This window comes from Glycomyces sp. NPDC048151 (assembly GCF_043202775.1).
GTDB lineage: Bacteria > Actinomycetota > Actinomycetes > Mycobacteriales > Micromonosporaceae > Glycomyces.
The window spans coordinates 219,068-236,293 of the sequence record NZ_JBIDBB010000008.1 but is presented as its reverse complement, the minus strand read 5'-3'; the positions used below and the strand labels follow the sequence as shown (position 1 = coordinate 236,293).

The window sequence follows — 17,226 nt, the reverse complement described above, 5'->3', positions numbered from 1 at the left end:
CTCCGGCCCGCCCCACGGCGCGGCGGCGTTGCGGCGCAGAGCGGCCCGCATCGCCGCGTGCGGGGTTAGGCTGGGCCGTATGCATGTCGTCATCGCCGGAGGGCACGGGCAGATCGCGCTGCGCCTCACCGAGATCCTGGCCGCCGAAGGGCATTCGGTCACCGGGCTCATCCGCAATCCCGACCACGCCGAGGACCTGACCGCGATCGGCGGCCGCCCCATCGTCCTCGATCTCGAGCAGGCCGACGCCGAGCATCTCGGGGGCCTCCTCGCCTCCGAGATGGAAGCCGCGGTCGACGCGGTCGTCTTCGCCGCCGGAGCCGGGCCCGGCAGCGGCGCGGCCCGCAAGGACACCGTCGACCGGGCCGCCTCCGTCCTGCTCGCCGACGCGGCCGAACGCGCGGGCGTGCGCCGCTTCCTGCAGATCTCCAGCATGGGCACCGACACCGAGCCGGATCCTGCCCGCGGCGAGGTGTGGGCGGCGTACAAGGCCGCCAAGGCCGCCGCCGAGGAGGACCTGCGCGCCCGAGACCTCGACTGGGTGATCGTGCGACCGGGTTCGCTCACGAACGACGAGCCGACCGGCCAGGTGCACCTCGCCGAACCGCCGGTGGCGCCCGGCGACGTCACCCGATCCGATGTGGCCGCTGTCCTGGCCGAGCTGCTGCGCCGCCCGGCGGTGTCGCGCCTGGTCCTGGAACTGCGGGGCGGTGACACCGCGGTCACCGAAGCGGTGGACGCGTTCACGCCGAAGGACTGACCGCACCGGTCCGCTTGGCTCCCATGCGTATGCGGATTGCGGCGGCAATCGGCGTTGCCCGATACTGTACCGATGCGATTCGGTGTGGTTCCCTCCTCGGTCCGCCGCGACGTCCTCTCCTGGCACGGCAGTGCCGGTCAGGACTGGCTCGACGGGCTCCCCAAGACGGTCTGGCGTCTGCAGCGGATGTGGTCGCTGCGGACGGACGGACCGCCCTACGGCGGCGGCAGCCACTCCTATGTGGTCCCGGTGCGGCGGGAGTCGGGTGAGCAGGCGGTCCTCAAGGTGATCTACCGCGATGAGGAGAACGCCGCCGAACCGACTGCGCTGCAACGCTACGCGGGAGACGGGGCCGTGCGCCTGCTCGAGTACGACCCGGGGACGGGAGCGATGCTGCTCGAGCGCGCCGTTCCCGGCAACCGCTTGAAGTCGACCCGGTTCTTCGGCCACCGCACGCCCGAGGCGGCGTGGCGGCGCATCGGCATCGCCTGCGGCCTCTATCGGCGGCTGTGGCGACCCATGGAGCCGGTCGAGGGGTTCCCGGACCTCCCCCCGGCGACCGGGATGCTCGACCAGTGGCGCGAGGAGTACGGCGATCCGACCGGAGAGGCCCGGAAGGGCCCGGGAGCGACCCGTCTCGACCTCGCCCTCGACCTGTGCGACCGGCTCGCCGACCCGCCCGAGCTCGGCATCGGCAACCGCGACACCCACCTGGGCAACATCGTCTCGGCCGAACGCGAACCGTGGCTGGTCATCGACCCCAAGCCGTACCTCGCCGAGCGCGCCTTCGACGGCGGCTACCTCCTGTTCATGCTGCAGCACCACGGCCCGCACAGCGGCGCGGTCCTGCTCGACGCGGTCGCGGAGGGTCTCGGCGTCGACCGGGAGCGTTTGCGCGCCTGGGGTCTGCTGCGCGCCATCGACCACCTGACGGAAGCCGAGGGGGAACGGGACGTCGCCGCCGCCGAGGCGACCGTGGCCGCACTCGAAACCGCGTGATTCGTCGAGCGGCCGTGCGAATGGCACGGCCGCTTCAGCTCGTTCGGGTGAAAAAATCCCGGTCGGATATCCGACTCGCGCACGAGTCGTCCAGTCGTCGAAAGCTCCCTTGAGGAGTCAGCCGCGGCGGGCGCGGCGGTCCGCGAGGAACCCGCGCAGACCGATGAGGCCGACCGCGACGCCGAGCCCGAACGAGGCGACCGCGAGTGCCAAGTGGACCCAGAAGTAGCCCGTCGGATCGCCCGCGGCGTCGAACGCCAGGCCGCTGACGTCCTCGAACAGGTTCTTCACGAAGGTCGTCCAGATGAACACCGACCAGACGCCGAAGGCGAGCAGGAACACCGAGACCGCGCGGCTGAGCTTCATGGCCCCAGTATCCGGCCGGCGGTTCGGCGCCTCGTTCGGGGCGCGGCGCACCGGTCGCGGGTCACCTTCAGGCCCCGATCGCGCCCGCTCCCTGCCGCGTTCCGTCCGAAGCGCCTACTATCCTGGGCTTTGCAGGCCCGGTGTCACTCTGTGCGGCAGTTGCGTGCATACCGTGCTCTGCGATGATGAAGACCGGATTGTCATCAGAGCGCGGAATGGCTGGCCCGGATATGAGCGGACACGACGAAAGAGCACTGCCTGACGGGTACCCCGACCCCGACACGGGCTGGGCGCGCTCTGAAGACCTGGAATTCGCTGGGATCCACATCAGAATGACGATCACCCCCGGCGACAGGATCGTGCAGCTGTGGGAGCTCGTCGACGACCACCCCGTGCGCTGGCTGGGCAACGTCTTCCGCGTCGAGTCCGAGCCGCCGGTGCTCTACCTCAACTTCCGCTTCGGAACGCAGATCGGCTACGCCCAGCGGGACGCCCTCGCGCGCGCCGGCGCCAAGTTCTGGAAGGGCTGAGCCCCGAAGCCGCCGCCGACTCCCGAGCGGTCGGCCGACCCGTTTCCCCTGCGGCGCTCCCGCCCGCCGCTCACTCCGAGCCGATGCGCTCCAGCGCCTCGACGAGCGGAGTGAACTCGGGGTTCCTCCGTGCTGTTTCGAGCGCTTCCGCGAGCGCCGCGTCGTGCGTCGGCGTCGCCTCCGCCAGCAGCTTTCGCCCGGCCTCGGTGACGTCGGTGTAGATCCCGCGGCGGTCGTCCGCGCAGATGGTGCGCTGAAGCAGCCCCCGGTCCTCCATGCGGGTCACCAGGCGCGTGGTCGCGCTCTGGCTCAGCACGACCGCTTCGGCGACCTGGCGCATCTGCAGGTGCCTGCCCGGAGCCTGCCTGTCGAGGACGGTGAGCAGGGAGAACTCCCGCACTGACAGCCCGTGCGCGGCTTCGAGCCGCCGCTCGATGCTGTCGGCGATACCGTCGTGGAGTGCGGACAGGGCGCACCAGTGCTGGGCCAGCGCGGTACTGGGGGGCGGTGCTGCAGTCACGATGCTCCTCCGGACTCGGTGCGTGCGGTACCGACCAGTGTACAGCGATATAACGCACAGGCGAATAACCGTCGCTTGCATTAGCCGGCGTCTGCAAGTAATGTGGGTTCCGGCAGCACGAGCACCCGAGCACGCCCGGCAGGGCCTGCGGAACAGGAGAACCGATGAGCGACAAGCCGACCGTGGCAGTCCTGGGAACCGGCATCATGGGAGCCGCCATGGCACGCAACCTCGCCCGCGCCGGGCTCGAGGTCTCCGCCTGGAACCGCAGCCGCGACAAGGCCGAACCGCTCGCCGCCGACGGCGTCCGCATCGCCGACACCCCCGCCGAAGCCGTGGCGGACGCCGACGCCGTCCTCACCATGCTCCACGACGGCCCCGCCGCGCTCGACGTCATGCGCCAGGCCGCCCCCGCCCTTCGCCCCGGTGCCCGCTGGATCCAGTCGACCACCGCGGGCGTCGAAGCCGTCGCCGACCTCGCCACGTTCGCGGGCGAACACGGCCTCGTCTTCTTCGACGCCCCCATCCTCGGCACCCGCGAGCCCGCCGAGGCCGGCATGCTCACCGTCCTCGCGTCGGGCCCGAACGACGACGCGGCCGCGAACGCCGTGTTCGACGCCGTCGGCGCGAAGACCGTGTGGACCGGCGGCGACGGCGCGGACGGGAGCGCCTCGCGGCTCAAACTCGTCGCCAACAGCTGGGTCTTCGTGCTTACCCACGGCATCGGCGAGGTCCTCGCGCTCGCCGAAGGCCTCGGCGTCGACCCGCGACGGTTCTACGAGGTCATCGACGGCGGGCCGCTCGACGCCGGGTACGCCCGCGTCAAGGGCGGCCTGATCCTCGGCGGCGACACCGCGAACACCAGCTTCGGCCTGGACACGGCCGAGAAGGACGCCCGGCTCATCGTCGAGGCCGCGCGCGCGAACAGCGTCCGGCTCGACCTGGGCGAAGCGGGAGCCGAGCGCTTCCGCCGCGCCTCCGCGCAGGGGCACGGCGGCGAGGACATGGCCGCGTCCTACTTCGCGAGCTTCAACGAGTAGCAAGCACCGCAACCAGAACGAGAAGGAGCCATCGTGGCGAAGATCCTGTTCATCATGACCGGCGCGAACGAGTGGACGCTCAACGACGGGACCGCGCACACCACCGGGTACTGGGCCGAGGAGGCCGTGGTCCCGCTCGAGGCGTTCGCGCATGCCGGCCACGAGACCACCGTGGCCACCCCCGGCGGCGTCGTCCCGCCCGTCGACCCCTCCAGCCTCACCGACGAGGCCAACGGCGACGCCGAGACCGCCGCCCATTTCCGCACCGTCGTCGCCTCGGCCCCCGAGTTCACCAAGCCCGTCGCCCTCCATGATGTCGACCTCGCCGAGTTCGACGCCGTGTACGTTCCCGGCGGTCACGGCCCCATGGAGGATCTCGCCGCCGACCCCGAATCCGGCCGCCTGCTCGCGGCGGCGCTCCGTGACGGCAAGCCCATCGGCCTGGTCTGCCACGGCCTGGCCGCGGTCCTCGCCGCCGAGGACGACGGCGGGAACGCGTTCGCGGGCTACCGCGCCACCGGGTTCACCAACGCCGAGGAGCGCCTCGCGCACCTGGCCGACAAGGCCCCGTGGCTGCTGCAGGACCGGCTCGAAGCCGCTGGAGTGGACTTCGTCGCCGCCGACCCGTTCACCTCGCACGTCGAGGTCGACCGCAACCTCGTCACCGCCCAGAACCCGCAGTCGTCCGCTGCGGCCGCCGCCGCCCTCAACGCGCTCATCGACTAGCGCCCGACCCGAAACCTCAAGGGAGTCAAAGTGACCAGTAACCTGTTCACCCCGATCACGTTGCGCGGGACCACCATCCCCAACCGGATCTGGATGGCGCCGATGTGCCAGTACAGCGCCGACGACACCGGTCCCGCCACGGGCGCGCCGAACGACTGGCACCTCCAGCACTACGGCTCCCGCGCCGCCGGAGGCCCCGGCCTGATCCTGGTGGAGGCCACCGCGATCGCGCCCGAAGGCCGCATCAGCCCGATGGACCTCGGGATCTGGAACGACACCCAGGTCGAGGCGCACCGCCGGATCACCGCGTTCATGCGCGGCCAGGGCGTCGTCCCGGGCATCCAGATCGCCCACGCAGGACGCAAGGCCGCCACCGACGGCCTCGGCCGCAGCCGCGGCACGCTCAGCGCCGACGACGGCGGCTGGGACGTCGTGGGGCCCAGCCCGATCGCCTTCGACGGCGACCACGCCGTTCCGCACGAGCTCACCGTCGCGGAGATCCAGGGCGTCGTCACCGCCTTCGCCGAAGCCGCGAAGCGGGCGCTCGCCGCCGGGTACGAGGTCGTCGAGGTGCACGGCGCGCACGGCTACCTCGTCCACGAGTTCCTCTCCCCGGTCGCCAACCACCGCGACGACGCCTACGGCGGCGACTTCGAGCGCCGCGCCCGCCTCCCGCTCGAGATCGCCGACGCGGTGCGAGCGGCCGTGGGGGAGCAGGTCCCGGTCCTGTTCCGGCTCTCGGCGACCGACTGGATCGAACCCGAGGGCTGGACCGCCGACCAGACCGTGCGGCTCGCCGCCCTGCTGCGCGAGCACGGCGTGGACCTGGTCGACGTCTCGACCGGCGGCAACCTCCCCGACGCCGTGATCCCCTCCGGACCCGGCTACCAGGTGCCGTTCGCCGAACGGATCCGCCGCGAGACCGGCATGCCCACCGCGGCAGTCGGCATCATCACCGAAGTGCAGCAGGCCGAGAAGATCATCGCCGACGGCGGCGCCGACGCCGTCCTGCTCGGACGCGAACTCCTGCGCAACCCGTACTGGCCCCGCCAGGCCGCGCACGAACTCGGCGAGGAGCACCCGCTCCCGCGCCAGTACCGGCGCGCCGAGCGCAAACCCGCCTGAGCGGGCAGGGTGGCGTCCGCGCGCCGGACGCCACCCGCCGACACCACCCCCGAGATCCCCAGGGCCAGTCCTGTCCGCGCATATCCTTTTTGTCCTGAACGTACGTCTGCTCAGGCTCGAAAGGGACGCCCATGACCTGGACACCCGGAACACTGGTCCGCCACCAGCCCCTCGCCCGCCAGCACCGGCCCCGCACCGCCGCCGACGCCTACCGCATCCACTACCGCGGCTACGGGTACGACGGCGGCCAGCGGCTCGTCAGCGGCAGCGCCTTCATCCCCGCCGGGACCGCACCCGAAGGCGGCTGGCCCGTCATCGGCTTCGCCCACGGCACCACCGGACTCAGCGACGCCTCGGCCCCCTCCCGCTCCGGCTTCGCCCGCCTCGAACTCGACCACATCGACCGCTGGCTCGCCGCCGGATACGCCGTCGCCGCCACCGACTACGAAGGGCTGTCCACCCCCGGCCCCCACCCGTACTTCAACGGCGAGGCCGTCGCCGACGACGTCATCGACGCCGTCCTCGCCCTCAGGGGCCTCGACCAGAACATCTCCGCCGCCTGGCTCGTCGCCGGGTTCTCCCAAGGCGGCCACGCCGCCATGCACGTCGCCAACATCGCCACCGGCTACGCCCCTGAGCTCGACTTCCGCGGCACCATCGCCGTCGCGCCCGCCGCGTGCGTCAAGGACCTCATCGCCGAACTCACCGCGGACGGCGGCGCGCCGCTCTCCCCGATCGTGCCCCTCACCCTCGCCGGGATCGCCTCCACCCGGCCGGACTTCGAACCCGACGCGGCTCTCACCCCGCTCGGCGCCGAACTCGTCGCGTGGGCCGCCCGCGCGACCCTCCGCGAGATGTTCCAAGCGGTACGCGGCATCGCCAACGACCAGGCGGGCACCACCGGCATCACCGCGCGACCCGAGATCGCCGACGTCCTCGACGCCGTCAGCGCCCCCGTCACCTACCTCGACCGGCCCGTGTTCATCACCTCCAGCCGCGACGACGAGCTCATCCCGCACCAGCCCGTCGAGCGCTTCGCCGACGGCCTGCGCCGCGCCGGAGCCGACGTCGCCTACTCGAGCCACATCGGCGCCGACCACGCCGGGATGCTCGAGACCGGCCAGCCCGACGCTATCGACTTCGGCCGCGAGCACCTCGACGCCGCCGACACCGCGCACGACATCCCCGCGCACCGCTTCGACCTGCTCGACCGCAGCGGCGACGGCCAGCTCGCCCGCGACGACTACGACGCGTTCGCCCTCCGCCTGGCCCGCAGCCTCGGCCACGCCCCGCGCTCGGCGAAGGCCGCCGCCGTACGCGACGGCTACCGGCGACTGTGGAACGCCGTCCGCACCGCCGCCGACACCGACGACGACGGCCGGGTGAGCGTCGCCGAATACCGTGCCTGGGCCGCAAGGGAAGCCGCCTCGGACGGGGACCGCTCCGGGTTCGCCACGGCCGTGCGCCCGCTCGCCGAAGCCGTCATCGCACTCGTCGACGACGACGCCAGCCGCACGCTCGACCGCAGCGAACTCGACCGGCTCCTCACCGCCTGCCGCATCGGCTCCGAGGAAGCCGCCGCGACCTGCGAGCAGCTCGACAGCAACGGGGACGGGCACATCAGCGCCGACGAGATCGTCGACGCCGTACGCGGCTTCTGCATCGGTGAACCGTCACCGGGATCGTGGCTGTTCGGACGGTTCTGACGGGAAGGGAAAGGGACGGGGCTAGGCGGCGGCGCGGCCTGGAGACCGGCGCGGCCTGACGCGGGCCGGTCGGTCGGACGGCCAGTGCCGCCCGCGGGCCGGACCAGGCGCGGCACTGCCACCGAAAGCCGCCCGGCTCCCCGTCGCCCGCCATAGAATGCCGCCAGCGCCGAAGGCGAGGAGCCGCAGCATGGAACGACAGGACGCCGCACCCGCGGGCCCGGCCGACCACGGCCGCCCCATCGAGGACTACGCCCTCCTCTCCGACCGCCGCTGCGCCGCCCTCGTCTCCTCCGAGGGGTCCATCGACTGGTTCTGCCGGCCCCGGTTCGACAGCCCCGCCGTCTACGGCCGGCTCCTCGACCCCGACGCCGGGCACTGGTCCATCCGGCCCTCCGGCCCCTTCGGCAGCGAACGGTCCTATGTGGGCGACACGTTCGTCCTGCGCACCGTCTTCACCACCGGCACCGGCACGGCCCACCTCATCGACGCCTTCGCCATCGGCCCCTCGTTCGAAGCCGAGACCGGCATCCGCCTCAGGCTCGCCTCGCGCGCGCCCAGGGCCACCATCCGCGTCCTCGAATGCACCGCAGGCGAACTCGAGATCGACTTCGACTTCAAGCCCCGCCCCGAATTCGGCCTCGTCAAGCCGATCTTCACCGCGCTCCCCGGCGGCGTCCTCGCGACCGGCGGTCCCGTCCGCTTCGTCCTCACCAGCCCCATCCCGCTCGAGACCGACGACAGCGCCCACGCCCGCGTGACCCTCCGCGCCGGGGACAAGCTCCGCTTCGTCACGCAGTCGGCCGGACTCGCCGACGAACCGCCCGCGACCTGGACCGCTGAGGCCGTCGACGCCGAACTCGAGGAGACCATCCAGGGCTGGCAGCGCTGGAGCGACGCCCACCCCGCCTGGGACGGTCCGCTGCCGCACCTCGTGCGCCGCTCGGTCCTCGTCCTCGAAGCCCTCCGCTACCAGCCGACCGGCGCCATCGTCGCCGCCCCCACCACGTCTCTGCCCGAGGCCGTCGGCGCGGGCCGCAACTGGGACTACCGGTACTCGTGGATCCGCGACGCGAGCTTCACCGTGCAGGCGCTCGCAGCGGTCGGATGCACCGAGGAGGCCATCGCGTTCTTCGAGTTCATCACGCGCGCCGCCGCCCACTACCACCCGCAGAGCCCTCTCCAGATCATGTTCGGCGTCGGCGGCGAGCACGACCTCTCCGAACGGGAGCTCACCCACCTGTCGGGCTGGCGCGGTTCGCGTCCCGTGCGGGTCGGCAACGCCGCCTGGCTCCAGCCCCAGCTCGACGTCTACGGGGAGCTCCTCGACGCCGCCTGGCACCTGCGCCCGCACCTCGGCCGCCTCGACGCGGCCGCCCGGCACTTCCTCACCGTCGTCGCCGACGCCGCAGCCGACCAGTGGGGAAGGCCCGACCACGGCATCTGGGAGTCGCGCGGCGAACCCCGCCACTACACGTACTCGAAACTCATGTGCTGGGTCGCCCTCGACCGCGCCGTCAAGCACACCGAACTCGTCGAATCACGCGAGGACGGTCCGGGCGGCCGCGACCCCCGCGAGCTCACGGCCGGGTGGGCCGCCGTGCGCGACCGCATCCGCGAGGACATCGAGACCCAGGCCTGGAAGCCCCACCTCGGCGCGTTCGGGGCGGCCTTCGACGGCGACGACCTGGACGCGGCGGTGCTCCTGCTGCCCGCCGTCGGATTCCTCCCGGGCGACGACCCGCGCGTCGTCTCCACTGTCGACGTCATCGCCGAGCGGCTCCGCGCCCGGCGCGGCCTGGTGCGCCGCTACGAGTCGGGCACCGACGGGCTCGAAGGGGACGAGGGCGCGTTCGTCATGTGCACGTTCTGGCTCGCCCAGGCGCTGGCCCTGACCGGCCGGACCGCCCGCGCCCGCGAGGTGTTCGAGGAGGCCGCCGCCTGCGCGAACGACCTCGGCCTCATGTCGGAGGAGGTCGACACGGCGTCCGGGGCGATGCTGGGGAACTTCCCGCAGGCCTTCAGCCACATCGGCCTCATCAACGCGGCCGTGGCGATCCGCGACGCCGAGCGGGTGTCGGGAACCCGTCCCACGGAATCGTGAAAAGCCTTCAAAACGGGCGCTCGGGGACGCTACGGTGACCTCGGGCCGCGCCCACGCGCCGGCCCGCAACGGGGAAAGACGGAAAGGGGCGGCGACATGGCCGCGCACAAGGAACACGGCGCGCACGCGCACCACCACGGCAAGGACTGCGGCCACGTCGCGGTGATGCACGGCGACCACACCGACTACGCCCACGACGGGCACCTGCACCGGCTCCACGGCGACCACGTCGACGAATGCGAACCGCAGGGCCACCACGTCCACGATGGGCACGCGCACGAGCACGGGAAGAACTGCGGGCACGTCGCAGTCATGCACGGCGACCACCACGACTACGTGCACGACGGCCACCGCCACGCCGCCCACGCCGGGCACTGGGACGACCACTGACCCGAGCGCACAGCGAAGCGGCCGTGAGCATCGCGCTCACGGCCGCTTTCGTGTGCCGAAAGGTCAGGAAGGCTGCGCCCACGACCCCCGGACGTGGCTGAGGTGCAGCACCATCACATCCCGCACGTACTCCGGGTCGCGGTTGAGGAGGCCGTGCAGGATCTCCATGTGCTCCCCGGCCGACTCCTCCAGCTCGCCGAGTTCCAGGAGGGCCGTCAGACCGTACAGACGCGAGCGCTGGCGGAGGTTGCGGACGGTCTCGACGAGGGTCTGGTTGCCCGAGAGCGCCAGCATCTCCAGGTGGAAGCGCATGTCGGCTTCCACGTAGGCGATGAGGTCCTCTTCGGCGGCGGCGTCCAGGATCGCCTGCGCGAGCGGGCGCAGGGCTTCGATGTCGGCCGGGTCGGCGGTCGTCGCGAGGGCCACGGTCGTGGGGATCTCGATGAGCTCGCGCAGCTTGGTGTACTCGTCGAGCTGCTCCTCGGAGACGACCTTCACCCGGAAGCCCTTGTTGGGCACGGGTTCGACCAGTTCCTCCTTGACGAGGTCGAGCATCGCCTCGCGCACGGGCGTCGCGGAGACGCCGAACTGCTCGGCGAGGACGGGCACCGAGTAGACCTTGCCCGGCGCGAGCTCGCCGGTGATGACGGCGGCCCGCAGGGCCTCGCCGATGCGCTCCCGGTAGCTGGCGCGGCGCCCGCCCATCTCGGGCAGGGACATCGCGACGGCGGGCGCGGCTCCTGTTCGAGCTGGCATCAGGACCTCCTCAGTGGTATGTCACACGTGGCGCGTCACAGTATGCGGGAGGGCTCAGAGGATGAAGCCGCTGGGGAAGGGGTCTTCGGGGTCGAGGGTGTACTGGGCGGTACCGGTGATCCAGGCCCGGCCGGTGACGGACGGGATGACAGCGGGGGTCCCGGCGACCTCCGTCTCGCCGACCAGCCGGCCGGTGAACCGCGAGCCGATGAACGACTCGTTGACGAACTCGTCGCCGAGTCCGAGCAGACCCCGGGCGTGGAGCTGCGCCATCCGCGCGGAAGTGCCGGTGCCGCAGGGGGAGCGGTCGAACCAGCCGGGGTGGATGGCCATCGCGTGCCGGGAGTGCTTCGCGTCCGAGCCGGGCGCGGTCAGGTACACGTGGTGGAGGCCCCGGATGGACGGCTCCAGCGGGTGCACCGGCTCCTCCTCGGCGTTCACCGCGTCCATGATCGCGAGCCCGGCGGCGATCAGCTCGTTCTTGGCGGCCCGGTCGAACGGCAGGCCCAGGTCGTCGAGGTCGACGAACGCGTAGAAGTTCCCGCCGAACGCCAGGTCGTAGCGGATCTCGCGGCCGTCCTCGAGGGTCGCGACGCGGTCGAGTCCGATCGAGTACGCGGGGACGTTGACGAGCGTGACGTCCTTGGCCACGCCGTCCTCGACCCGCACGTCGACCCGGACCAGGCCTGCCGGGGTGTCGAGGCGGACCGTGGTGACCGGCTCGACCACCGGCACCATGCCCGTCTCGACCAGGACCGTCGCCACGCCGATCGTGCCGTGCCCGCACATCGGCAGGCATCCGGAGACCTCGATGAACAGCACGCCCCAGTCCGCGTCGGGCCGGGTCGGGGGCTGGAGGATCGCCCCGCTCATGGCGGCGTGCCCGCGGGGCTCGTTCATGAGGAACTCGCGGAGGTGGTCGAGGTGCTCGACGAAGTGGTCGCGGCGTTCGATCATGGTCGCGCCGGGGATCGGCGCGACGCCGCCGGTCACGACCCGCGTCGGCATGCCCTCCGTGTGCGATTCGACCGTCTGGAGCACGAGCCTGCTGCGCATGGGCCCTCCTTCTATGCGAGCCCGGCCGCGAGGGCCTGCTCGGTGGCGGTGCGGACTTCGGCGGCCTGCTCGGGCAGGAGCGGCACGCGGGGGAGGCGGCACGGGCCGCCCTTGCGGCCGACGATGTCCATCGAGAGCTTGATGGCCTGCACGAACTCCACTTTGGAGTCCCAGCGCAGGAGCGGGTGCAGCTGCTTGTACAGCGGCAGGGCCGTCGCCAGGTCGCCCGCGACGGCGGCCTTGTACAGCGCGACGGTCGACTTCGGGAGGGCGTTGGGGTAGCCCGAGACCCAGCCGACGGCGCCCGCGACGGCAAGCTCGAGGAGCACGTCGTCGGCGCCCACGAGGAGGTCGAGGTCCGGAGCGAGCTCTGCGATGCGGTAGGCGCGCCGCACGTCGCCGGAGAACTCCTTGACGGCCTGGATGAGCCCTTCGGCGTGGAGTTTCGCCAGCAGCTCGGGGGTGAGGTCGACCTTCGTGTCGATCGGGTTGTTGTAGGCCACGACGGGCACCCCGGCCTTGGCGACCTCTTCGTAGTGCGCGATCACGGAGCGCTCGTCGGCCCGGTAGGCGTTGGGCGGCAGGAGCATGACCGCGCCGCATCCGGCGTCGCGCGCCTGCTCGGCCCAGCGGCGGGCCTCGGCCGCGCCGTACGCGGCGATGCCGGGCATGACCCGTTCGCCGCCGATCGCCGCGACGGCGGTCGTGACGACCTCGGCGCGCTCGTCGTCGCTGAGGGTCTGGTACTCCCCGAGGGAGCCGTTGGGGGTGACGCCGTCGCAGCCGTTCGCCACCAGCCAGGCGCAGTGCTCGTCGAAGGCCGCGAAGTCGACCGAGCGGTCGTCGTTGAACGGCAGGGCGGTGGCGACGAGGACGCCGCGCCAGGGGCGCGATTCGAGTGCCGACATGGGGCTTCCAATCTCGATGACGTGTGACATGGTACTGCCGCGGTCGCGGGCGGCGACCGCCCGCGACCCCGGGGACGGCCCGCGGCGGCATTGGCCGCGCACCGATCAGGATCAGTAATATGTCACATACTATAGTCGGATCCAGGGTCCCGCGGGCAACGGGTGGCGAACAACGGCGGACCATCACGCACACCGGGGCCCGATGCCCCGAACGCCGACGCCGCCCCGCCCGCGGACCTTCCCATACTGGACACCGCGCCCAGCGGCGCACCGCACCAACGACCGAACGGAGCGCACCATGGCCGAGACCCTGCACAGCGTCGACCCGACCACCGGAGCGGCATTCGGCGACCCGATCGCCGCGACCACGCCAGAAGCGGTCGCCCGGGCCGCGGCCGCCGCCCGCGCCGCCGCCCCCGGACTCGCCGCGATGCGCCCCTCTGAGCGCGCCGACCTCATGCGCGCCGTCGCGGCCGCCCTGCACGACCATGAAGACGACATCGTGGCCCTCGCCGACGCCGAATCCGGCCTCGGTGAGACCCGCCTGCGCGGCGAACTCGCCCGCACCACCGGCCAGTTCGAGCAGTACGCCGCCCACGCCGAGACCGGCGCCGTCCTCGACGTCGTCATCGACCACGCCGCCCCGCGCGCGACACCGCCCCGGCCCGACCTGCGCCGCTTGAACATCCCGCTCGGCCCCGTCGCCGTCTACGCCGCCTCCAACTTCCCGCTCGCCTTCGGCGTCGCCGGAACCGACACCGCCGCCGCGCTCGCCGCCGGATGCCCCGTCGTCGCCAAGGCCCACGCCTCCCAGCCCGCCACCGCGATCCTCCTCGGCACCGTCATCGCCGAAGCGCTCGACAAGCACGGCGCCGACCCGGGCGTCTTCACCGTCGTCAGCGGCTTCCAGGCCGGACTCGATCTGATCCGCGACCCGAACATCAAGGCCGCGGCCTTCACCGGCTCGATCGCGGGCGGCCGTGCCCTCGCCGACGAGGCCGCGGGCCGCCCCGAGCCGATCCCGTTCTACGGCGAACTCGGCAGCCTCAACCCGGTCGTGGTCACGCCCGAAGCCGTCGCCCAACGCGGAACCGCCCTCGTCGAGGAGTTCGCCGCGTCCATGACGCTCGGCGCCGGCCAGTTCTGCACCAAGCCCGGACTGCTCTTCCTGCCCGAAGGCCACGGCCTCGACGACGCGCTGGCGGAAGCGGTGCGCGCCAAGGAGGTCCATCCGATGCTGAACGGCCGCATCCGGGACGCGTACGCAGCCGAGGCGGCACGGCTCGCGTCGCACCCGCAGGCGCGCTTCGCGGTCGAGCCGTCCGCGGTCGACGACGGCTTCGCGGTGACCCCGGGCCTGGTCTCGGCCCCGGCGGCCGCGATCGACGGCGACGACGCCCTGCTCCACGAGTGCTTCGGCCCGACCGCGCTGGTCCTCACTTACGCCGACACCGCTGAACTGCAGCGGGTCCTGCCGCAACTGCCGGGCGGGCTCACCGCGACGGTGCAGCTCGCGACCTCCGCCGACCCGGTGGCGCAGACGGCGCTGCCGCTGCTGGCCGAACGATCCGGCCGCGTCATCGTCAACGGCTGGCCCACCGGCGTGGCCGTGACCCACGCGCAGCACCACGGCGGCCCGTGGCCCGCGACGACGAACGCCCGGCACACCTCGGTGGGCACGGGCGCGATCGCCCGGTTCGTGCGGCCGGTCGCCTACCAGTCCACACCCGAATCGCTGCTGCCCGAAGCCCTCCACGACGACAACCCGCTCGGCCTCCAGCGGCGGGTCGACGGCCGCATGGAGCCGGTTGCCGAGGCGTGAGCGTGCGCTGTTGGTCGGCCGCGACGGAGCGGCTTACGGGGTGACCTCGCCGGGTGCCAAGCCGAGCGAGTTCGGTCGGCCGCGATGCGGCGGCTTGCAGTGGCTATAGGGCATGCCCCTTCCCACCCGCATCCACCTCCGACCACCATGTGAAATAAGACGACTCTCCCACACGGGTCCGACATTCCCCTGGAACGCGAGTGCCGCACACGTATCGGTGCTCGGGCGCGGGCCGAGCCGCTGAGGGCCGTGTTTCGGGCCCCCGATCAAAACCCTGACACGAGGGTACGACAATTCGGATGGTCGTGCGGCCTGGGTCGCATGAGGTCACTGGCGGGCGGCCGCCTCGCGGTCCCAGTCCGGGGACTCCTCTGCGGCGATCGCGCGGGCGATGCGGGTGACGGCGCGGTCGAAGACCTTGCGGTCCTCGGGGTCGGCGAGGTCCCAGTCGTCGAGGTGGGCGTCGAGCCAGCGCCGCCACACGGCGATGAAGCGCTCGAACTCGGCCCTGCCGTGCGGTGTGAGGCTGAGCCGTCCCTTCTCGACGGCGATGAGCCCGGTCCTGACCGCCTGCCCGAACACCGGAGTCAGCACCTCCGGCGGAACCCGGTGCGCGGCGGCGATCTTGCGGACGCTCGCGTCCTCGCCGGCGCGCTCGAGCATGTAGACCTGGCGCAGCACCCACGCGTCGGCGCGGTCGAGCAGGCTGTCGGTCGCCTGGTACACCTCGGTGAACACGGTCGTGCGCTCGCGCTGCATGACGTCGGCGATCATCCGCGCCAGCCGCTCCTCCGACGGCGCCGGGTCCGGCGCGCCGAACCCCTCGCCCATGTCGGCGGCGCGTCCGCGCGTCGCGTCGTGCAGCGGCCGCTCGACGAGGAACCACGCCACGACGAAGCCGAGCGCCGCCACCGGCACCGTCCAGAAGAACACGAAGTCGATCGAGTCCGCATAGGCCTGCACGATCGGCGCGATCACCTCGTCCGGCAGCTCGTGGAGCGCCGCCGGGCTCGCCGCGACCGCCGGGTCCACTCCCGACTCGGCGTACGCCTCGGCCAGCAGCGGCGTGCTGTGGTTGGTGAACAGGGTCCCGAAGATCGCGGTGCCGAAGGTCGAGCCGACCGTGCGGAAGAACGTCACGCCCGAGGTCGCCGCGCCCATCTGCGCGTACGGCACCGTGTTCTGCACGGCGATCGTCAGCACCTGCATCGCCAGGCCGAGCCCGATGCCGAACACGAGCATGTACAGCGACTCCTGCCAGACGTTCGTGTCCGTGCCCATCGTCGACATGAGGTACAGCCCGACGCCCATCACACCGGTGCCGAGGATCGGGAACATCTTGTACCGGCCGGTCTTGCTCACCACCGAGCCCGACAGGATCGACGTGAACATCATGCCCGCGACCATCGGCAGCGTCCGGTACCCCGACACCGTCGCCGAGGTCCCGTCCACGTACTGCAGATACGTCGGCAGGTACGTCATCGCGCCGAGCATCGCGAAGCCCACGATGAAGCTCAGGATCGAGGAGACCGTGAACACCGGATTCGAGAAGAGCCACATCGGCAGGATCGGCTCGGCCGCACGGCGTTCGACGACGACGAAGAGGACGATCGCGACCGCCGACCCCGCGAACATGCCGAGGATCTCCGCCGAGTCCCACGCGTACTCGTCGCCGCCCCACTCCAGCGCGAGGATGAGGAGCGTCGTGCCGATCGCGACGAGGATCAGCCCCAGGTAGTCGATCACCGGCTTCACGGCCGAGCGCACGCGCGGGATCGTCGCCGCCGCCATCGCGATCATGACCACCGCGATCGGCACGTTCACGTAGAAGCACCACCGCCACGACAGATGGTCGGTGAACAGCCCGCCCAGTGTCGGCCCGAGCACGGTGGTCACACCGAACACCGCGCCCATCGCACCCTGGTACTTGCCGCGCTCGCGCAACGGGATCACATCGGCGATGAGCGCCATCGCCGTCACCATCAGGCCGCCCGCGCCCAGGCCCTGCACCGCCCGCGACACGATCAGGAAGATCATGTCCTCACTGAACCCCGCCAGCGCCGAACCGCCGACGAACACCACCGCGCTGATCTGGAAGATCGCCTTGCGCCCGAACATGTCGCCGAACTTGCCGACGACCGCCGACGCGATCGCCTCGGCGAGCAGATAGGACGTCACCACCCACGCCATGTGCCCGGCACTGCCGAGGTCCGCCACGATCGTCGGCAGGGCCGTGGAGACGATCGTCTGGTCCAGTGCCGCCATGAGCATGCCGAGCATGATCGTGACGAACACGAGATTGCGGCGGGACTTGCTCAGCACCGGCGGGGCCGGCTCGGCGGCTTCCGCTCGTTCAGCAGTGTCGACAGTGGCCATAAGCGGCACAATAGCGGCAAAACGGCCCTGTCATGGCCGACT

16 protein-coding genes are annotated in these 17,226 nt (G+C 71.9%); 10 read left to right on the top strand and 6 right to left on the bottom strand.

The window, feature by feature from the left end; translation table 11 throughout:
- The first annotated feature begins 79 nt into the window (after positions 1-79).
- On the top strand, positions 80-760 hold the full coding sequence (locus tag ACGGCP_RS20680) for an NAD(P)H-binding protein (protein WP_392968457.1): 681 nt from the start codon (positions 80-82) through the stop codon (positions 758-760).
- 72 nt (positions 761-832) lie between these two features.
- Entirely contained in the window at positions 833-1,759 is a 927-nt protein-coding gene (locus ACGGCP_RS20675) for an aminoglycoside phosphotransferase family protein (RefSeq protein ID WP_392968455.1), read from the top strand.
- A 117-nt stretch (positions 1,760-1,876) separates the two neighbouring features.
- On the opposite strand, the gene ACGGCP_RS20670 is transcribed toward ACGGCP_RS20675, so the two are convergent.
- On the bottom strand, positions 1,877-2,125 hold the full coding sequence (locus ACGGCP_RS20670) for an SCO4848 family membrane protein (RefSeq protein WP_392968453.1): 249 nt from the start codon (positions 2,123-2,125) through the stop codon (positions 1,877-1,879).
- Between the two features lie 332 nt (positions 2,126-2,457).
- Here ACGGCP_RS20670 and ACGGCP_RS20665 point away from each other — a divergent pair, with 332 nt between their 5' ends.
- A complete protein-coding gene (locus ACGGCP_RS20665) occupies positions 2,458-2,655 on the top strand; it encodes a hypothetical protein (RefSeq protein ID WP_392968451.1) in 198 nt (65 codons plus the stop codon).
- Positions 2,656-2,725: 70 nt separating this feature from the next.
- On the opposite strand, the gene ACGGCP_RS20660 is transcribed toward ACGGCP_RS20665, so the two are convergent.
- Complete coding sequence (locus ACGGCP_RS20660) at positions 2,726-3,175, bottom strand: MarR family winged helix-turn-helix transcriptional regulator (protein WP_392968449.1); 450 nt, start codon at positions 3,173-3,175, stop codon at positions 2,726-2,728.
- Between the two features lie 164 nt (positions 3,176-3,339).
- On the opposite strand from ACGGCP_RS20660, the gene ACGGCP_RS20655 reads away from it, so the two are divergent.
- From ACGGCP_RS20655 to ACGGCP_RS20630, 6 genes are all read left to right on the top strand, one after another.
- Positions 3,340-4,215 (top strand): NAD(P)-dependent oxidoreductase, encoded by an 876-nt coding sequence (locus ACGGCP_RS20655; protein WP_392968447.1) that lies wholly within the window; start codon positions 3,340-3,342, stop codon positions 4,213-4,215.
- 33 nt (positions 4,216-4,248) lie between these two features.
- Entirely contained in the window at positions 4,249-4,941 is a 693-nt protein-coding gene (locus ACGGCP_RS20650) for a type 1 glutamine amidotransferase domain-containing protein (RefSeq protein WP_392968445.1), read from the top strand.
- Between the two features lie 30 nt (positions 4,942-4,971).
- Entirely contained in the window at positions 4,972-6,066 is a 1,095-nt protein-coding gene (locus ACGGCP_RS20645; protein ID WP_392968443.1) for an NADH:flavin oxidoreductase/NADH oxidase, read from the top strand.
- A gap of 131 nt (positions 6,067-6,197) precedes the next feature.
- Entirely contained in the window at positions 6,198-7,772 is a 1,575-nt protein-coding gene (locus ACGGCP_RS20640) for a lipase family protein (protein WP_392968441.1), read from the top strand.
- 190 nt (positions 7,773-7,962) lie between these two features.
- A complete protein-coding gene (locus ACGGCP_RS20635) occupies positions 7,963-9,876 on the top strand; it encodes a glycoside hydrolase family 15 protein (protein WP_392968439.1) in 1,914 nt (637 codons plus the stop codon).
- Positions 9,877-9,972: 96 nt separating this feature from the next.
- Positions 9,973-10,266, top strand: a complete 294-nt coding sequence (locus ACGGCP_RS20630) for a hypothetical protein (RefSeq protein WP_392968437.1) — start codon at positions 9,973-9,975, stop codon at positions 10,264-10,266.
- A gap of 63 nt (positions 10,267-10,329) precedes the next feature.
- On the opposite strand, the gene ACGGCP_RS20625 is transcribed toward ACGGCP_RS20630, so the two are convergent.
- Genes ACGGCP_RS20625 through ACGGCP_RS20615 form a run of 3 tightly spaced genes read right to left on the bottom strand, consistent with a single transcriptional unit; the run spans position 10,330 to position 12,986 of the window.
- Positions 10,330-11,022: a GntR family transcriptional regulator gene (locus ACGGCP_RS20625; RefSeq protein ID WP_392968435.1), complete on the bottom strand. Its 693-nt coding sequence runs from the start codon at positions 11,020-11,022 to the stop codon at positions 10,330-10,332.
- Positions 11,023-11,076: 54 nt separating this feature from the next.
- Entirely contained in the window at positions 11,077-12,078 is a 1,002-nt protein-coding gene (locus ACGGCP_RS20620) for a proline racemase family protein (protein WP_392968433.1), read from the bottom strand.
- 11 nt (positions 12,079-12,089) lie between these two features.
- The gene (locus ACGGCP_RS20615; RefSeq protein ID WP_392968431.1) at positions 12,090-12,986 is read right to left on the bottom strand and encodes a dihydrodipicolinate synthase family protein; all 897 of its coding nucleotides are present in this window, start codon (positions 12,984-12,986) and stop codon (positions 12,090-12,092) included.
- A gap of 298 nt (positions 12,987-13,284) precedes the next feature.
- Between ACGGCP_RS20615 and ACGGCP_RS20610 the strand changes: the two genes are divergently transcribed.
- Entirely contained in the window at positions 13,285-14,808 is a 1,524-nt protein-coding gene (locus tag ACGGCP_RS20610; RefSeq protein ID WP_392968429.1) for an aldehyde dehydrogenase (NADP(+)), read from the top strand.
- Positions 14,809-15,135: 327 nt separating this feature from the next.
- Here ACGGCP_RS20610 and ACGGCP_RS20605 read toward each other — a convergent pair whose 3' ends face one another.
- Positions 15,136-17,184: a DHA2 family efflux MFS transporter permease subunit gene (locus ACGGCP_RS20605; protein WP_392968427.1), complete on the bottom strand. Its 2,049-nt coding sequence runs from the start codon at positions 17,182-17,184 to the stop codon at positions 15,136-15,138.
- Positions 17,185-17,226: the final 42 nt, after the last annotated feature.